Below are 17837 nucleotides of genomic sequence, written 5' to 3' on the forward strand. Positions count from 1 at the left end.
ACTGGTCTAGAACTTGGAGAGTTCGATGAAGCGCTTCAACCTTTCGGCCTGGGCGGTCAGCCATCCGACGCTGGTCCTGTTCCTGATGATCATCCTCGCCGCCGCCGGCTTCTTCTCCTATGAGAAGCTCGGCCGCGCCGAGGATCCGTTCTTCACCGTCAAGGTGGTGAACGTCTCGGTGATGTGGCCGGGCGCGACCTCGCAGGAAATGCAGATGCAGGTCGCCGATCCGATCGAGAAGAAACTGCAGGAGCTGCCGTTCTTCGACAAGGTGCAGACCTATTCCAAGCCGGGCTTCACGGCGATGCAGGTCTCCTTCAAGGATTCGACCTCGCCGAAGGACGTACCCTATCTCTTCTATCTGTTGCGCAAGAAGCTGGTCGATGTGCAGGGCGAGCTGCCCTCCGGCATCCTCGGTCCCGTCGTCAACGACGAATTCTCCGACGTCGATTCGATCCTCTATATGATGACCGGCGACGGCGCCAATTATGCGCAGCTCAAGAAGGTCGCGGAGGGCTTTCGCCAGCGCCTGCTGAAGGTGCCCGGCGTCACCAAGATCGATCTGTACGGCACCCAGGACGAGCGTATTTTCGTCGAGTTCTCGCATGCCAAGCTGGCGACGCTCGGCATCACGCCGCAGGCGCTGTTCGATTCGCTCGCCAAGCAGAATAACGTCACCCCGGCCGGTACCGTCGAGAGCTCATCGCAGCGCGTGCCGCTGCGCGTCACCGGCGCGCTTGACGGCGTCAAGGCGGTTGCCGAGACGCCGGTCGAGAGCAACGGCCGCGTGTTCCGGCTCGGCGATATCGCGACCGTAAGCCACGGCTATGTCGATCCGCCGAGCTTCAAGGTGCGTCAGGAAGGCAAGCCGGCGCTCGGCATCGGCGTCGTCACCGCCAAGGGCGCCAACATCCTCGAGCTCGGCAAGGAGGTCCAGAAGGCGACCGCCGAGTTCCTGAAGGCGGTGCCGCAGGGCGTCGATGTCCAGCAGATCGCCGACCAGCCCAAGGTGGTCGAGCACGCCGTCGGCGAGTTCGTGCACTCCTTCGTCGAGGCGCTCGCGATCGTGCTGTTCGTCTCCTTTGTCGCGCTCGGCTGGCGCACCGGCATCGTGGTCGCGCTGTCGGTGCCGCTGGTGCTCGGCATCGTCTTCATCGTGATGAACGCAATGTCGCTCGACCTGCACCGTATCACGCTCGGCGCGCTGATCATTGCGCTCGGCCTTTTGGTCGACGACGCCATTATCGCGGTCGAGATGATGGTCGTGAAGATGGAGCAGGGCTGGGACCGCATGAAGGCGGCGTCCTTTGCCTGGGAATCCACCGCGTTTCCGATGCTCACGGGAACGCTGGTCACGGCCGCTGGCTTCCTCCCCATCGGCTTTGCCAATTCTGCGGTCGGCGAATATGCCGGCGGCATCTTCTGGATCGTGGCGATCTCGCTGGTCGCCTCCTGGTTCGTCGCGGTGATCTTCACGCCCTATATCGGCGTCAAGCTGTTGCCCAACATCAAGGTGCACCAGAACCACGATCCGCACGCGATCTACGAGACGCGGATGTATCGCGGCCTGCGCAGCGTCGTGCAGTGGTGCGTCGATCACCGCATCAAGGTGGTGGCGGCGACCGTCGGCGTCTTCGTTGCCTCCATCGTTGCGTTCGGCCACGTCCAGCAGCAGTTCTTCCCGCTGTCGGAGCGGCCCGAGCTGTTCCTGCAGCTGCGTCTGCCCGAGGGCACCGCCTTCAACGTCACCGAGAAGGCGGTGAAGCAGGCCGAAGGGCTGCTGAAGGGCGATGACGACATCCAGACCTACACCGCCTATGTCGGCCAGGGCTCGCCGCGCTTCTGGCTCGGCCTCAACCCGCAGCTGCCGAACGAGGCCTTTGCCGAGATCGTGATCCTCGCCAAGAACGTCGAGGCGCGCGAGCGCGTCAAGGCCAAGATCGAGCAGGCTGCCGCCGACGGCGCTTTGAACGAGGCGCGGGTCCGGGTCGACCGCTTCAATTTCGGTCCGCCGGTCGGCTTCCCGGTCCAGTTCCGCGTGATCGGCCCCGATGCCAACAAGGTGCGCGACATCGCCTACCAGGTGCGCGACGTCATGCGCCAGAACAAGAACGTCAAGGACGTCCAGCTCGACTGGAACGAGCAATCGCCCTACCTGAAGCTCGCCGTCGACCAGGATCGGGCGCGCGCGCTCGGCCTGACCCCGCAGGACGTCTCGCAGGCGCTGGCTATGTTGATCTCGGGCGCGCCGGTCACCACGATCCGCGACGGCATCGAGAAAGTCGGCGTGGTCGCCCGCGCGGTGCCGTCCGAGCGGCTCGATCTCGGCCGCGTCGGCGATCTCACCATCACCACGCGCAACGGCGTCGCCGTCCCGCTGCAGCAGATTGCCAAGATCGAATATGCGCATGAGGAGCCGATCCTGTGGCGGCGCAACCGCGACATGGCGATCACCGTGCGCTCCGACGTCGTCGACGGCGTGCAGGCGCCCGACGTCACCAACCAGATCTCGCCGAAGCTGAAGGACGTCCAGGCCCATCTCGAGCCGGCCTACCGGATCGAGCCGGGCGGGGCGTTCGAGGAATCCGCCAAGGGCAATGCGTCGATCTTCATCCTCTTCCCCGTGATGGTGATGGTGATGCTGACGCTGCTGATGATCCAGCTGCAGAGCTTCTCGCGCCTGTTCCTGGTGTTCCTGACCGCGCCGCTCGGCATCGTCGGCGCCTCGCTGGGGCTCAACGTCGCCAACCAGCCGTTCGGCTTCGTGGCGCTGCTCGGCCTGATCGCGCTCGCCGGCATGATCATGCGCAACGCCGTGATCCTGGTCGACCAGATCGAGAGCGACGTGGCGTCCGGCCTGACCCGGCGCGAGGCGATCGTCGAAGCCACCGTCCGGCGCGCCCGGCCGGTGGTGCTGACGGCCCTGGCCGCCATCCTCGCCATGATCCCCCTGTCGCGCTCGGCGTTCTGGGGCCCGATGGCGATCACCATCATGGGCGGTTTGTTTGTTGCGACTTTCCTGACCTTGCTGTATCTGCCGGGCCTTTACGCCCTCTGGTTCCGCAAGACCCTCGAGGAAAGCGGCTCCGAGCAAACCGATACTGCGCCGCAGCATGCCGGCGATGCGCAACGCGCATTTTCGCTTGCTGAAGCGGCCGAATAATTGAAGATTGAGCAGGCCCAACATGACGCTGATCTCGGAACATAGCGAAACCGACACCCGCGAGCGGATTCTCGTGGTGGCGGAGCGCTTGTTCCGGCAGATCGGGTATCAGAAGACGACGGTCGCCGACATCGCCAAAGAGCTGCGGATGAGCCCCGCCAACGTGTACCGCTTCTTCGATTCGAAGAAGTCGATCCACGAGGGCGTGGCCCGCGGCCTGATGGGCGAGGTCGAGATCGAGGCCCGGCGCATCGCGCGCTCGGAAGGGCCGGCGGCGCCACGATTGCGCCAGATGATGACGACCATCAATCGCATGAACACCGAGCGCTATGTCGGCGATTCCAAGATGCACGAGATGGTCGAGATCGCGATGCAGGAGGACTGGGACGTCTGCGTCGCGCATATGGAGTGTATCGCCTCCATTATCGGCGAGGTGATCGCGCAAGGAGCCGCGTCGGGGGAGTTCGAGATCAAGGACCTGCAGCTCGCCTCGCTGTGCGCCTGCACCGCGATGATGCGGTTCTTCCACCCGCAGATGATCGCCCAATGTGCCACCAAGCCGGGCCCGACCATCGACCAGATGATCGATTTCGTGATCGCCGGCCTGTCGCCGCGCGGCCGCGCCAATTGAGCGCCAGCCCTTGAGCGCCAGCACTGACATTTTCGTCAGTTGACTCCTTTGTCATTCCGGGGCGATGCGTAAGCATCGAACCCCAATGCGCAATCGCGCATTGTGGAATCTCGAGATTCCGGGTCTGGTCCTTACGGACCATCCCGGAATGACGAGGACGCAATCGTGACCGCCAAAGACCTGCATTTCTACGAGCCGAAGAACGGCCACGGCCTGAAGCACGACCCGTTCAACGCCATCGTGGCGCCGCGGCCGATCGGCTGGATCTCCTCGCGCGACAAGGGCGGCAACGTCAACCTCGCGCCCTACAGCTTCTTCAACGCCTTTTGCTACGTGCCGCCGATCATCGGCTTCTCCTCCACCAACTGGAAGGATAGCGTCGCCAACATCCAGGACACCGGCGAGTTCGTCTGGAATCTGGCGACGATGGATCTCGCCAAGCACATGAACGCGACCGCGGCGCATGTCGCGCGTGATGTCGACGAGTTCAGGCTCGCGGGGCTCACGCAGGTCGCCGGCAAGCTTGTCAACGTGCCGCGGGTCGCCGAAAGCCCGGTGTCGTTCGAATGCAAGGTGAGCCAGATCGTCCAGCTCCAGGGCGCTGACGGCAAGAAGGCCGAGGCCTGGCTGACGCTCGGCGAGGTCGTGGCCGTCCACATCGACAAGGCCTTCATCAAGGACGGCGTCTACCAGACCGGCCTCGCGCACCCGATCGTCCGCGCCGGCCGCCGCGGCGACTACTTCGAGATCAAGCCGGAAAACATGTTCGAGATGATCCGGCCGGATTGAGTGCTGCTCTATCCTCCCTCTCCCCGTTCTTCACGGGGTCGAGACGAGCGAAGCTCGCTCTTAGAGGGTAGGGTGAGGGGCTGCTTCCACCAGTTGTGATGGTCGTGAGACCTGTACCCCCTCACCCGAAATTCAAGCTGCGCTTGAATTTCGACCTCTCCCCGCAAGCGGGGCGCGGTAAGAGACGTCGCTCCGCAACGACGGCCCGCACCACAACAATGTGAAATTTCCGCGCGCGGGGATGAAAAACCGTCACTCGCAACCTCTCCGAGAGCAGTCTAACCTCCACTCGCCAGGCCGGATCAACGGCCGGCCAACAGAGTGGGAGGATGCGATGACACGCCACGAGCGGAGCGATCCGAACGAAGAACAACGCGATCCGAATGTTTCACGGCGCACGCTGGTTCAGGGACTGGCGGTTTCCGCCGCCGCCGTCGCGGGCATCGGCAGCGCGCTGGCCCAGAACGCGCCCGCGCCGGTCGGGCCGCCGACGACGATCACCAGCCCGCCGCGCGACTTCAGTCCGCGCGGTGCGCCGACCACCTATTTCTGGGACCCCGACATCATCGCGGTCGATCCGTCCTTCAACGACCTTGCCCAGCCCAACACCTCGATCAAGCGCCTCTATACCGGCCTGTTGTGGGCGGAAGGCCCGGCCTGGAGTTCGCAGGGCCGCTATCTGCTGTGGAGCGACATCCCGAACAACCGGCAGATGCGCTGGTCGGAAGATGACGGCCATGTCAGCGTCTTCCGCACGCCGTCGAACTACTCGAACGGCAATTCGTTCGACTTCCAGGGCCGCCAGCTGTCCTGCGAACATCTCACCCGTCGCGTGACGCGCTACGAGAATGACGGCACCGCGACCGTGCTCGCGGATTCCTATCAAGGCAAGCGGCTGAACTCGCCGAACGACGTCGTCGCGCATCCCGACGGCAGCTACTGGTTCACCGATCCGCCCTATGGCGGCCAGCTCTATGAGGGCGAGCCTGATGCCGCGGGCGGTCCGAGCAATCCGGCCGGCAAGCTCAATCCCCGGATCGGCCAGCCGGCGGGCTTCGTCCCGGCCAAGCGCGAGCTGCCGACCAATTGCTACCGCATCGACCCGTCCGGCCGCGTCGATCTCGTGGTCAGCGAGGACCAGGTGCCGGACCCGAACGGCCTCTGCTTCTCGCCCGACTACAAGAAGCTCTACGTGGTCTCGACCGGCAAGGGACCGGGCGATAGCGGACCCGGCGGCAAGGGCGACGTTTTCGTGTTCGATGTCGGCGCCGACAACAAGCTTTCCAACGGCAAGCGGTTCAGCGATTTCACGATCGACGGCGTGAAGTGCGGACCGGACGGCATCCGCTGCGACGTCAACGGCAATGTCTGGTGCTCGAGCAATGCCGGTCGCGCGGTCGGTTACAGCGGCGTGACGGTGTGGTCGCCGGAAGGCAAGCTGCTCGGCCGCATCCGGCTGCCCGAGGTCTGCGGCAACATCACCTTCGGTGGTCCCAAGCGCAACCGTCTGTTCATGGCCGCAAGCCAGTCGCTCTACGCGGTCTATACCGCAACCCAGGGAGCGGGGCCCGCCTAGCTCGTCCTGCATGGGGATGGCGTCTGCGCCATCCCCGGCTACCTGATTGTCGCAGCTCAGCTTTCGGAACTGAACCCGTGGCCTGCCGTTAACAGAATGGCGCCTGGGCCGCGTCAATTTCGCTTTATCTGCGAAGCGAAGTGTTCACCGGTGAACGGCACTTTCCGATAAGATCACCCATCCGCGCCGCCGTTTCATGAGGGATCCGCCATGAGCTTCCGCCGCGACTATATGACAAAACCGATCTTCTCCTGGGCGCGTGGCGTGCTGCCGACGATGTCGGACACCGAGCGCGAGGCGCTGGAAGCCGGCGACGTCTGGTGGGACGCCGATCTATTCACCGGCAACCCCGACTGGTCGAAATTGCTGGCGTTCGCGCCGGCCAGATTGACCGAGGAAGAGCAAGCCTTCCTGCACGGTCCGGTCGACGAGCTCTGCAGGATGCTCGACGAGTGGAAGATCAACTGGGAATGGCGCGATCTGCCGCCCGAGGTCTGGGCTTTCATCAAGGCCAAAAAATTCTTCGGCATGATCATCCCGAAGGAATTCGGCGGCCTCGGCTTCTCGCCCTACGCGCATTCCGAGGTGGTGCGCAAGATCTCGTCGCGCTCGCTGACCGCGGCCGTCACCGTGATGGTGCCGAACTCGCTCGGGCCCGGAGAGCTCTTGATGCGCTTCGGCACCAAGGAGCAGCAGGACAAATGGCTGCCGCGCCTCGCCTCCGGACAGGACATTCCCTGCTTCGGCCTGACCAGCCCGGAGGCAGGCTCCGACGCCGCCTCGATGATCGACACCGGCATCATCTGCAAGGGCAATTTCGAAGGCCGTGAGGTGCTCGGCTTGAGGCTCAACTGGCACAAGCGCTACATCACGCTCGGCCCGGTCGCGACGCTGCTCGGCCTTGCCTTCAAGGCCTATGATCCCGATCACCTCGTCGGCAGCGAGGAAGAGCTCGGCATCACCGTCGCGCTGATCCCGACCCATCTGCCGGGCGTGTCGATCGGCCACCGCCATCTGCCGGCGATGCAGGTGTTCCAGAACGGCCCGAACTGGGGCAAGGACGTCTTCATCCCGCTCGACTACATCATCGGCGGCGAGGCACGGCTCGGTCAGGGCTGGAAGATGCTGATGACGGCGCTTGCCGCCGGCCGCGGCATCTCGCTGCCGTCGCTGTCGGCGGCCGGCGCTGCCTATGCCGCGCGTACCACCGGCGCCTATGCCCGCGTCCGCGAGCAGTTCGGCATCTCGATCTCGAAATTCGAAGGCATCGAGGAGCCGCTCGCGCGTATCGCCGGCACGGCCTATCTGCTCGACGCCGCACGGCGGCTGACCTGCGCCGCACTGAACGAGGGGCATCATCCCGCCGTCATCTCCGGGATCATGAAGTTGCACGCCACCGAGCGGATGCGGATCGCGATCGATGACGCCATGGACATCCATGGCGGCAAAGCCGTGATCGACGGGCCGCAGAATTATCTCGGCGGGCTCTACCGCTCGGTGCCGGTCGGCATCACGGTCGAGGGCGCCAACATCCTGACCCGCAATCTGATCGTGTTCGGGCAGGGCGCGATCCGCGCGCATCCCTATCTGTTGCTGGAGATGAACGCGCTCGGCGAGACCGACCGCGACAAGGGTCTGACCGCGTTCGACACCGCGTTCTGGAAGCATGTCGGCCACAGCTTTGCAACCATGTTCCGCGCCTGGGGCCGCAGCTGGAGTTTTGGGATGTTCGCACCGGCGCCGGATGCCGGCGATGCGACCGAGTTCTATCGCCAGCTGTCGCGCTATTCGTCGGCGTTCGCGCTGTGCGCCGACATGGCGCTGCTCACCCTCGGCGGCGCGCTGAAGCGCAAGGAGATGCTCTCGGCACGCTTCGGCGACATCCTGTCCGAGCTGTATTTGCTCTCCGCTGCTTTGAAACGCTGGCAGGACGAGGGCCGGCAGAAGGCGGATCTTCCCGCGCTCGAATGGTGCATGGCATCCGGCTTCAAGACCATCGAGAACCGCTTTGCGGAAATCTTCGCCAATCTGCCGAACCGCCCGATGGCTTGGCTGCTGAAATTCCTGATCCAGCCGTTCGGCGCCCGCGTCACGGGCCCGACGGACCGCGTCGTGCAGCAATGCGCGCAGCTCGTGCTATCGCCGTCGGCGGCGCGCGACCGCCTGACGCCGGACCTCGCCTTTGTCGAGGATGACGGCGGCATCGCAAGGCTGGAGAAAGCCTTCCGCCTCGTCACCGAGGCCGAGGATGCCGCTAAGCAGCTGCGCGCGGCGCGTCTGCATGACTGGAAGGAGGCGGTCAAGAAGGGCGTTATCACCGAGGCCGACGGCGAGAAGCTTGCCGCTGCCCACGAGGCCGTCGCCAAAGTCATCGAGGTCGATGATTTTGCGCCGGAGGCGCTGTCCCCGATTTACAAGAAATCCGCCGACGTGCATCAGTTCTTCCAGGAGCTTGGTGAGCAGAGGGCGGCGAGCTGATGGCGCGACCAGTCTTTATCGTCGACGGCAGCCGGACGCCGTTCCTGAAGGCGCGCTCCGGTCCCGGCCCGTTCACCCCGGTCGATCTTGCCGTGCAATGCGGTCGGCCGCTGCTGGCACGGCAGCCTTTCGCGCCCACCGCCTTCGACCAGGTCATCCTCGGCTGCGTCAACGTGATCGCCGACGAGATGAACCCGGCACGGGTTGCGGCGCTCAGGCTCGGCATGGGCGAACAGATGGTCGCCTTCACGGTGCAGATCAATTGCGGCTCCGGCATGCAGTCGATCGACACCGGCTATCGCTACATCCGCGAGGGCATCTCCGACCTGATCCTCGCCGGCGGTGCCGAAGCCTTGAGCCACGCGCCGCTGGTCTGGCCCAATTCCGGCGTGCGCTGGTTTGCCGGCTTCGCCGGCGCGAAGGGGCTCGGCGCCAAGATCGCCGCGGCGCTGAAGGTGAAGCCGAGCTACTTCAAGCCGATCATCGGCCTCGAGCGCGGGCTGACCGACCCGATCACCGAGCTCAACATGGGGCAGACCGCCGAGAAGGTCGGTCATCTCTTCGGCATCACCCGCGCCCAGTCCGATGCATATGCTGCCGAGAGCCATCAGCGGCTGGCCAACGCGCAGAAGCAGGGCTTTCTCAAGGGCGAGGTCGAGATCGCGTTCTCCCGCGACGGCAAGTTCTTCGACCATGACGACGGTGTCCGCCCGGACTCGACCCCCGAGACCCTGGCGAAGCTGAAGCCGGTGTTCGAGCGTCCGTGGGGCCAGGTCACCGCCGGCAATTCCTCGCAGATCACCGACGGCGCCTCCTGGGTGATCCTGGCGTCCGAGAAGGCGGTGGCCAAGCACGGGCTGACGCCGAAGGCCGTCATCCTCGACAGCCAATGGTCGGCGCTCGATCCCTCGATCATGGGCCTCGGCCCGGTGCTCTCGGCGAGCGCGCTGCTCAAGCGCAATAGCCTGACCTTGCAGGATGTCGAGACCTGGGAGCTGAACGAGGCCTTCGCCACCCAGGTGCTGGGCTGCCTCGCGGCATGGAACGACGAAAAATTCTGCCGCGAGATCCTTGGCCTCGATGGCGCGGCCGGCGAGATCGACCGCGCGAAGTTGAACGTCGACGGCGGCGCGATCAGCCTCGGCCATCCGGTCGGCACCAGCGGCAACCGCATCGTGCTGCATCTGGTCAATGCGATGAAGCGGCTCGGCACCAGGCGCGGCGTCGCCACCGAATGCATCGGTGGCGGGCAGGGCGGCGCGATGTTGATAGAGACGGTGTGATCATGGATTCACGGATCATGGACCTTCTCGCCGATCGCGAGCTCGGGCCGGAGCCTGCCGCCGACAGCCCCTACAAGAATTTCAAGCTGACGCGCGATGACGACGGTATCGCCTGGCTGCTGTTCGACCGCGCCGGCGCCAGCGCCAACACGCTGTCCGCCGATCTACTCGAGGAGCTCGATGCCATCGTCGCGGCGCTGGAGAACCAGCGGCCGACGGGTCTCGTGGTGCGCTCGGCCAAGCCAAGCGGCTTCATCGCCGGCGCTGACGTCAATGAGTTTCGCGGCGCCAGCGATTCCAGCGCGGTCGAGACCGCGATCGGCCGCGCCCATGCGGTGATCGACCGGCTCGAGGCGCTGCGCGTGCCCTCGGTCGCCGTCATCCACGGCTTCTGCCTCGGCGGCGGCCTCGAGGTCGCGCTGGCCTGCCAGATGCGGATCGCGATCGACGATGCCAGGTTCGGTTTCCCAGAGGTGATGCTCGGCCTGCATCCAGGTCTTGGCGGCACCGTGCGCTTCACCGAGCTGGTCAACCCGATGCAGGCGATGACCTTGATGCTGACCGGCAAGACCATCGACGCGCGCCGCGCCAAGGCGCTCGGCCTGGTCGACGCCGTCACCCAGGAGCGCCATGTCCGCAACGCGGTGAAGGATGCGGTGTTCGACCGGCTGAAGCGCGCCAGGCCGGGCGCGCTCAACTCGATTCTCAATCTTGGTCCGGTCAGGGGCTTCCTCGCCTCCCGGATGCGCAGCGAGGCCGAGAAGGCCGCGCCGCGCAAGCATTACCCGGCGCCCTATGCGCTGATCGATCTGTGGGAGAAGCACGCCGGCAACCGCTCGGCGATGCTGAATGCGGAGAAGGCCTCGTTCGCCAATCTGATGGTGACGCCGACCGCGCAGAACCTGATCCGTGTGTTCTTCCTGCGAGAGCAGATGAAGAAGCTCGCCGGCAGCGGCAACAAGGTTGCGCACGTCCATGTCATCGGCGCCGGCGCGATGGGCGGCGATATCGCGACCTGGTGCGCCAACCAGGACATGCTCGTAACCTTGGTCGACATGAAGGCCGAGCCGATCGCGGGCGCCATGAAACGAGCGTCAGAGTTGTTCGGCAAGATTATGCGCAAGCGGATCGACCAGCGCGACGCGCTCGACCGGCTGATCCCCGACATGGACGGCGACGGCGTCCGCAATGCCGATCTGTTCATCGAGGCGGTGCCGGAAAAGCTCGAGCTGAAGCAGAAGGTCTATGCCTCTCTCGAGCCGAAGATGAAGCCCGGCGCGATCCTCGCCACCAATACGTCGAGCATCCCGCTGCAGGATCTGCGCACCACGCTGGCACGGCCGGAGCGGCTGCTCGGCCTGCACTTCTTCAATCCGGTGTCGCGGCTGCAACTCGTCGAGGTCGTCAGCCATGACGGCACCGATGCGGCGATGCTCAAGGAGGCGCTCGCGTTCGTCGGCGCCATCGACCGCCTGCCGCTGCCGGTGAAGAGCTCGCCGGGCTTCCTCGTCAACCGCGCGCTGACGCCCTACATGCTGGAAGCGATGATGATGCTGGACGAGAAGACCGACCAGCGCCTGATCGACGCGGCCGCCGTCGAGTTCGGCATGCCGATGGGGCCGATCGAACTCGCCGACCAGGTCGGCCTCGATATCTGCCTCGATGTCGGCGACATGCTGCGCTCGAAGTTCGGCGACACGCTGCCGCCGACGCCTGCATGGTTGCGTGAAAAAGTCGCCAAAGGCGAGCTCGGCCGCAAGACCGGCAAGGGCTTCTACACCTGGAAGGACGGCAAGGCGGAAAAGGCGCCGCTGCCGGAGACCGGTCCCCGGGTCACCGATGAGATGATCGACCGCCTGGTGCTGCCGATCTCGAATGTCTGCATCGCCGCCTTGCGCGAGGGCATCGTCGACAATCCCGATATGGTCGACGGCGCGATGATCTTCGGCACCGGCTATGCCCCGTTCCGCGGCGGCCCGCTCAACTATGCGCGCAGCCGCGGCGTCGACGATGTGGTGTCGGCCATGCAGGCCTTGATGCGCAAGTTCGGCGGACGATTTGCGCCGGATCCCGGCTGGGAGGCATTCAAGTGAGCGATTCGCAAGTGACCGGCTCGCAAGTGACCGACGCCCACGCTCACGCGCCGCTGAGCAACGACGCCGAGCCGAAGGGCGATCTCTGCATCCGCACGCTGGCGATGCCGGCCGACACCAATGCCAATGGCGACATCTTCGGCGGCTGGCTGCTCAGCCAGATGGATCTCGGTGGCGGCGTGTTCGCCTCCAAGGTGGCGAAGTCGCGCACCGTGACGGTCGCGATCGACGCGATGAACTTCCGCAAGGCGGTCAATGTCGGCGATCTCGTCTCCGTCCACGCCAATCTGGTGCGCATCGGCCGCACCTCGATCACGGTGCATCTCGAGGCCTGGGTGCTGCGCCGCCGCGAGCAGCAGTCGATCCTCGTCACCGACGGCAATTTCACCTATGTCTCGATCGACGAGCAGGGCCATCCGCAACCGATTCAGCGCGACGGCGCGACGATCGAAACCTGACATCCTCCGCGCGCCAGTGCCGCTGATTCGGTGGGAAAGGAAACGCGTCGAAACTGGGTCCGGAGCGTGGTTTGATTGCAAAAACCCGGAGTTTTTGGCGCTTCGCCGCGCAAAATAATCGAGGAACAAACAGCCAGCGACTCCGTTGTCGGGCCGAAGTCAAACCGAGGCTGACAATGTCCGACAGTTACGTGATCGAAGTGAGTTCGCAGACGGCGGGTATCGTGGTGCGCGATACGCGTGGTTATCAGTTCTTTGCTGCATCGCACCTTTTTGACCGCCTTGAAGGCCAGATCTTCCGCAATGCGCGCGAGGCCGAGCGCGCGGCGCGCCGGCTGCTCGCCGGTCAATCCATGCAGATGGCATCGTAGAACGCCTTCGCGTCATTGCGCATGGCCCGGGCGAAGCGTCCACCTTCGCCCAGGCCTTCCCTGACCCGGCACTGCACGTTGACCTCCGTGCCGAACGGTCGCACCATGGGCGACTCGCCGTTTCAAGGGGGCCGCCGTGGCCGGACTCTCCCATCGCCAGACTGAAATCCTCAACATCGCGCGCGCGTTCGGCCGGGTCATGGTCGAAGACCTCGCCAAGCGGTTCGAGGTGTCGGCGCAGACCATCCGCAAGGACCTCAACGATCTCTGCGACCAGCGCTCGCTGACCCGCATCCATGGCGGCGCGATCATCGCCTCGGGCGTCGAGAACCTCGCTTACGAGGCGCGCCGCTTCGTCGCCGCCGAGGAAAAGAAGGCGATCGGCGCGGCCGCGGCGGCACGGATTCCGAACGGCTGCTCGCTGTTCATCAATATCGGCACCACCACGGAAGAGGTCGCGAGCGCGCTGACCTCGCATGAGGACCTGCTGGTCATCACCAACAACCTCAACGTCGCGATGCTGCTCTACCGCCATCCGCGCATCGAGGTGGTGGTGGCCGGCGGCACGGTGCGCCGCGCCGACGGCGCCGTGGTCGGCTCCACCGCGACCCAGCTGATCGGCCAGTTCAAGGTCGACTACGCCATCATCGGCGCATCCGCCATCGACGAGGAGGGCGCGCTGCTCGACTTCGACTATCGCGAGGTGCAGGTCGCGCAGGCGATCATCGCCAATGCGCGCAACGTGATGCTGGTCTCGGACTCGACCAAGCTGCGCCGCAGCGCGCCGGTGCGGATCGCCCATATGAGCCAGATCCAGACCTTCGTGACCGATTCACCGCTTCCTGCGGGCCTCGCCAATATCTGCCACAGCCGCGGTATCGAGGTGGTCGTCGCGATGGACAAGCCGCAAGTCGATCTCGACGACAACGCCGCCGACGCGGCACCCGCGGCGCTGCGCAGCGCGCAAGGCGCTTGATCTCTCAAGTTTTAGCGAACCTGTTTCGGATGCCTTTCGGCCGCTGTTGTAGCCTGCCTGAGGTGGAGCGGTTCATTGGTCAGCACGCAATTCAAGATCGTCACGGCATTGGGCATGGCGGAGATGTTCGGCGTCGTCTCGTTTGTCCTTGGCTTTAACGTCGCATCCGCGTGCGCGACGGCGCTGGCCGGCGCTGTTTCTGCGCTTGTGGTCATGCGTGCGTTCGATGGTGAGACCCAGCCGCCATCGAAGAGCGTCCCTGCCGACGTCTTTCGCCTCGGCAGCGAGAGCCGCCAGGCTTGGCTTTCGGAACTGGAACAGCAGAACGGCCGTGGCAGGAAACTGCTTTACGGACTGTCGCGGATCTTCCTTTCGGGATCGCCGTGTCAGCGCATCGCAAGCGGGGGCTTCCTCGCGCAGTCGGTAATCGGCCGGGTGGCGATCGTCCTGTTCTGGCTTGGCCAGGCGATGGGCTTTGACATGCGGCTGTTCGCAATCCCGCCGTTCGGGAGCCCGTTTGCGGATGGCATCCCGATGTCGGCTGAAGCAATCGCGGGGGTGAGGTTCGAGCACCTCTTCCTGCCGCTGGTCGCGCTCTACGCCGTCACGTTTTCCCTGTTCCTGATCGCATTGCTTGGCGATCTCGCGACCATCCTGCGCGACTGGCGAGAGCAGTGGAAGTATCTCACGATGCCGCTGTTCTGCTTTGCATTCTGGGCACTCCTGGCGCACCGAAAATCATCGGGATATAGCGCCCTGCAAGTCGCGCTCGGCGGCGGACACCTCTGGGCCTATGTCGCGATCTTCGTGTTCTTTCCGCTTTTCTTTCTCGTGCTGTCGGCGTCGCTGCCAGGCAATCGGGCGATCCGATGAACAGGGCTCGCTCGATCGGGCGAATCTATCTCCGCTTCGCGCTCAAAGGTATGCGATCCTTTTCGTCGCATCGTTGGTCTTCTACGTCCTGTTCGCCAGCGGTCACACATTCGTCGCGTCGACCGGTGTGCTCTTGCTCGCCGTCTACTTTGTGCGCGACAGCCGAGCTTGCGCCAAGCGGGTAGGCGGTGAAGTTCACCGTACCTACGATCCCGAAAAGGCTCTGCCGGAATTGCGCGTCGGACGATCGCCACAGCGTCCCTGACCGTCCGCCACCGCCTTGCCTGGCGTCACGCCAAGCGTCGCTCGTCCCATCCCTCCAAAAGCCCTGACCACGGGCACTCCGCCCAAAGAATCCCCAGCCCGAGTTCCCCATTTTCACTTTGCTTTCGTTTTTGGTTGTGATTTACTCCAATACGAAAGTAAAACCGTCAAAGCGAAGGCGGTTGCCGGGGGAAGCGTTCTTTGGACCAGATTTACGACCTCGCCATCATTGGAGGCGGCGTTAATGGCTGCGGCATCGCACGCGATGCGGCGGGCCGGGGTAACTCTGTTTTCCTCTGTGAAATGAATGACTTGGCTAGCGGGACGTCGTCCTGGTCGACCAAGCTCGTGCATGGCGGTCTGCGCTATCTCGAATATTACGAGTTTCGTTTGGTGCGCGAGGCGCTGATCGAACGCGAAATCCTCTGGCAGATCGCGCCCCACATCATTCGGCCGCTACGTTTCGTTTTGCCGCACCACGCCGGCCTGCGTCCGGCCTGGCTGCTGCGGCTCGGCCTCTTCCTCTACGACCATATCGGCGGCCGGCATTTGCTGCCGGCGACGCGCTCGGTCGATCTGACGCGCGACGCGGTCGGCAAGCCGCTGATCCCGGGCCGCTACACCAAGGGCTTCGAATATTCCGACTGCTTCGTCGACGATGCCCGGCTGGTTGCGCTGACCGCGCGCGATGCCGCCGATCGCGGCGCCGAGATCCGCACCCGCACCCGCGCGGTCGAGATCAGGCAAGTCGACGGCGTCTGGCACGTCACGGTCGAGGACAGCGTCACGGGTGTCCGCGACACGATCCAGTCACGCGTGCTGGTCAATGCCGGCGGTCCCTGGGTCGAACAGGTCCTGGCCTCGGGCGCCGGCGTCAACGCGCGCGCCAAGGTGCGCCTGGTGCAGGGCTCGCACATCGTGGTGCCGAAGCTCTACGACCACGACCGCGCCTACATCTTCCAGAACGCCGACGGCCGCATCATCTTCGTCATTCCCTATCAGGGCGACTTCTCGCTGATCGGTACCACCGATCGCGACTATGACGGCGATCCGGCCAAGGTGAAGGCGACGCAGGAGGAGATCGAATATCTCTGCGCGTCCGCCAGCGCGTATCTCGCCAAGCCGGTGAAGCCCGAGGACGTGGTCTGGAATTACTCCGGCGTGCGTCCGCTCTATGACGACGGCGCCAGCGAAGCCAAGGCCGCGACTCGCGACTATGTGTTCGAGCTCGATACGCCCGGCGGTGCGCCGCTACTGTCGATCTATGGCGGGAAGATCACGACCTATCGCCGCCTCTCCGAAGAGGCGCTGGAGCGGCTGTCGCCTTATCTCCGCGGCACAAAGGCGCAGGAGGGCTGGACCGGCAAGGCGCCGCTGCCCGGCGGCGACATGGATGTATCCGCGGTCGCGGCGCTGAGCGCCGAATTGATCCGCACCTATTCGTTTCTCGCGCAATCGCACGCCAATCGTCTCGCGCATGCCTATGGCACGCGCGCCAGCAAAGTCTTGGGCAATGCAACATCGACGGCCGATCTCGGCCGCTCCTTCGGCGCCACCTTGACGGAAAGCGAAGTCAGGTACCTGATGGCGAACGAATGGGCTCGGACTGCGGACGATGTCGTCTGGCGACGATCCAAGCTGGGCTTGCGGATGACGGCGGGTGAAATCGCCGCGCTCGACGAGTGGATGCTCGCCAACCGCGTGTCCGGTGAACGTCCCCTCCGCGAAGCGGGAGGACGGGCATGAGCGTCACATTGCAGAATGTCACGCGAACCGTGGATGGCATTCCGACCATCCGCGACGTGTCGCTGACGCTGGAGCGTGGCACGCTCAGCGTGCTGCTCGGGCCGACGCTGTCGGGCAAGACCTCGATCATGCGGCTGCTCGCCGGCCTCGACAAGCCGACCACCGGCCGCGTGTTGGTCGACGGCAAGGACGTCACCGGCGCCGACGTGCGGCAGCGTTCGGTCGCGATGGTCTATCAGCAGTTCATCAACTATCCCTCGCTGACGGTCTACGAGAACATCGCCTCGCCGCTGCGCGTGCAGGGCAAGCCGCGCGCCGAGATCGAGCGGCGGGTGGCGGAAGCGGCCGGCCTGTTGCGGCTCGAGCCGTTCCTGAAGCGCACGCCGCTGCAACTCTCTGGCGGCCAGCAGCAGCGCACCGCGATCGCGCGGGCGCTGGTCAAGGGCGCCGACCTCGTGCTGCTCGACGAGCCGCTCGCCAATCTCGACTACAAGCTGCGCGAGGAGCTGCGCGCCGAGCTGCCGCGCATCTTCGAGGCCTCCGGCGCGATCTTCGTCTATGCCACCACCGAACCGTCGGAAGCGCTGCTGCTCGGCGGCGACACGGTGTGCATGTGGCAAGGCCAGGCGCTGCAAACCGGCGCGACGCCGAAGGTCTACCGCCATCCCGACACGCTGCGCGTTGCCCAGGTGTTTTCCGATCCGCCGCTCAACATCATCGGCATCGAGAAGAAAGGCGCGCAAGTGATCTATGCCGGCGGCGAGCAGGCGCCCGCGGCCGGCCTCTATGCCAATCTGCCCGATGGCCGCTACCGGACCGGCTTCCGCGCGCACCAGCTCGAGGTCGGGAACGTCGCGGCCGGCCGCCACAAATTTTCCGCCGCGGTGACGGTGACCGAAATCACCGGGTCGGAGAGCTTTGTGCACGTCCATGTCCACGGCTCGAACTGGGTCGCGGTTCTCCACGGCGTGCACGAATATGAACCCGGGCAGGTGCTCGATGCCGCGCTCGATCCCGACAACATCTTCGTGTTCGACGCCGCCGACCGCCTCGTCGCATCGCCCGCGACCTCGTTTTCGGGCAACGTGCATCGCAGTGCGCGCGCTGCAAACGCGTCAGCCGGCAACGGCACGTGA

13 protein-coding genes are annotated in these 17837 nt (G+C 65.0%); all 13 read left to right on the plus strand.

Features of this window, described 5'->3' with window-relative positions; translation table 11 throughout:
- Positions 1–25 precede the first annotated feature (25 nt).
- The 13 genes from J2R80_RS15125 (at position 26) to J2R80_RS15185 (ending at position 17837) form a co-directional block, all read left to right on the plus strand.
- Positions 26–3163 (plus strand): efflux RND transporter permease subunit, encoded by a 3138-nt coding sequence (locus J2R80_RS15125; protein WP_141340506.1) that lies wholly within the window; start codon positions 26–28, stop codon positions 3161–3163.
- 22 nt (positions 3164–3185) lie between these two features.
- Complete coding sequence (locus tag J2R80_RS15130) at positions 3186–3794, plus strand: TetR/AcrR family transcriptional regulator (RefSeq protein WP_141340507.1); 609 nt, start codon at positions 3186–3188, stop codon at positions 3792–3794.
- Positions 3795–3959: 165 nt separating this feature from the next.
- Positions 3960–4583 carry a flavin reductase family protein gene (locus J2R80_RS15135; RefSeq protein ID WP_141340508.1) on the plus strand — a complete coding sequence of 208 codons (624 nt, stop codon included), beginning with the start codon at positions 3960–3962 and terminating at the stop codon, positions 4581–4583.
- Between the two features lie 334 nt (positions 4584–4917).
- Positions 4918–6159 (plus strand): SMP-30/gluconolactonase/LRE family protein, encoded by a 1242-nt coding sequence (locus J2R80_RS15140; protein WP_141340509.1) that lies wholly within the window; start codon positions 4918–4920, stop codon positions 6157–6159.
- Positions 6160–6369: 210 nt separating this feature from the next.
- Positions 6370–8637, plus strand: coding sequence for an acyl-CoA dehydrogenase (locus J2R80_RS15145; protein WP_253625560.1), 2268 nt, complete (start codon positions 6370–6372; stop codon positions 8635–8637).
- Positions 8637–9920, plus strand: a complete 1284-nt coding sequence (locus tag J2R80_RS15150) for an acetyl-CoA C-acetyltransferase (protein WP_141340511.1) — start codon at positions 8637–8639, stop codon at positions 9918–9920. The genes J2R80_RS15145 and J2R80_RS15150 overlap by 1 nt, the downstream gene beginning before the upstream one ends.
- Before the next feature lie 2 nt (positions 9921–9922).
- Positions 9923–12013, plus strand: coding sequence for a 3-hydroxyacyl-CoA dehydrogenase NAD-binding domain-containing protein (locus tag J2R80_RS15155; protein WP_253638814.1), 2091 nt, complete (start codon positions 9923–9925; stop codon positions 12011–12013).
- Complete coding sequence (locus J2R80_RS15160; protein ID WP_057016954.1) at positions 12010–12471, plus strand: acyl-CoA thioesterase; 462 nt, start codon at positions 12010–12012, stop codon at positions 12469–12471. Before J2R80_RS15155 ends, J2R80_RS15160 begins: the two co-directional genes overlap by 4 nt.
- Positions 12472–12647: 176 nt before the next feature.
- Complete coding sequence (locus J2R80_RS15165) at positions 12648–12842, plus strand: hypothetical protein (RefSeq protein WP_057016955.1); 195 nt, start codon at positions 12648–12650, stop codon at positions 12840–12842.
- 136 nt (positions 12843–12978) lie between these two features.
- The gene (locus tag J2R80_RS15170; protein WP_057016956.1) at positions 12979–13818 is read left to right on the plus strand and encodes a DeoR/GlpR family DNA-binding transcription regulator; all 840 of its coding nucleotides are present in this window, start codon (positions 12979–12981) and stop codon (positions 13816–13818) included.
- A gap of 75 nt (positions 13819–13893) precedes the next feature.
- Positions 13894–14691, plus strand: a complete 798-nt coding sequence (locus J2R80_RS15175; protein ID WP_253638815.1) for a hypothetical protein — start codon at positions 13894–13896, stop codon at positions 14689–14691.
- Positions 14692–15156: 465 nt separating this feature from the next.
- Positions 15157–16701 carry a glycerol-3-phosphate dehydrogenase gene (glpD, locus tag J2R80_RS15180; protein ID WP_141340514.1) on the plus strand — a complete coding sequence of 515 codons (1545 nt, stop codon included), beginning with the start codon at positions 15157–15159 and terminating at the stop codon, positions 16699–16701.
- Positions 16698–17837, plus strand: a complete 1140-nt coding sequence (locus J2R80_RS15185) for an ABC transporter ATP-binding protein (protein WP_141340515.1) — start codon at positions 16698–16700, stop codon at positions 17835–17837. Before glpD ends, J2R80_RS15185 begins: the two co-directional genes overlap by 4 nt.

It is taken from the genome of Bradyrhizobium sp. USDA 4541, from assembly GCF_024171085.1.
GTDB lineage: Bacteria > Pseudomonadota > Alphaproteobacteria > Rhizobiales > Xanthobacteraceae > Bradyrhizobium > Bradyrhizobium australafricanum.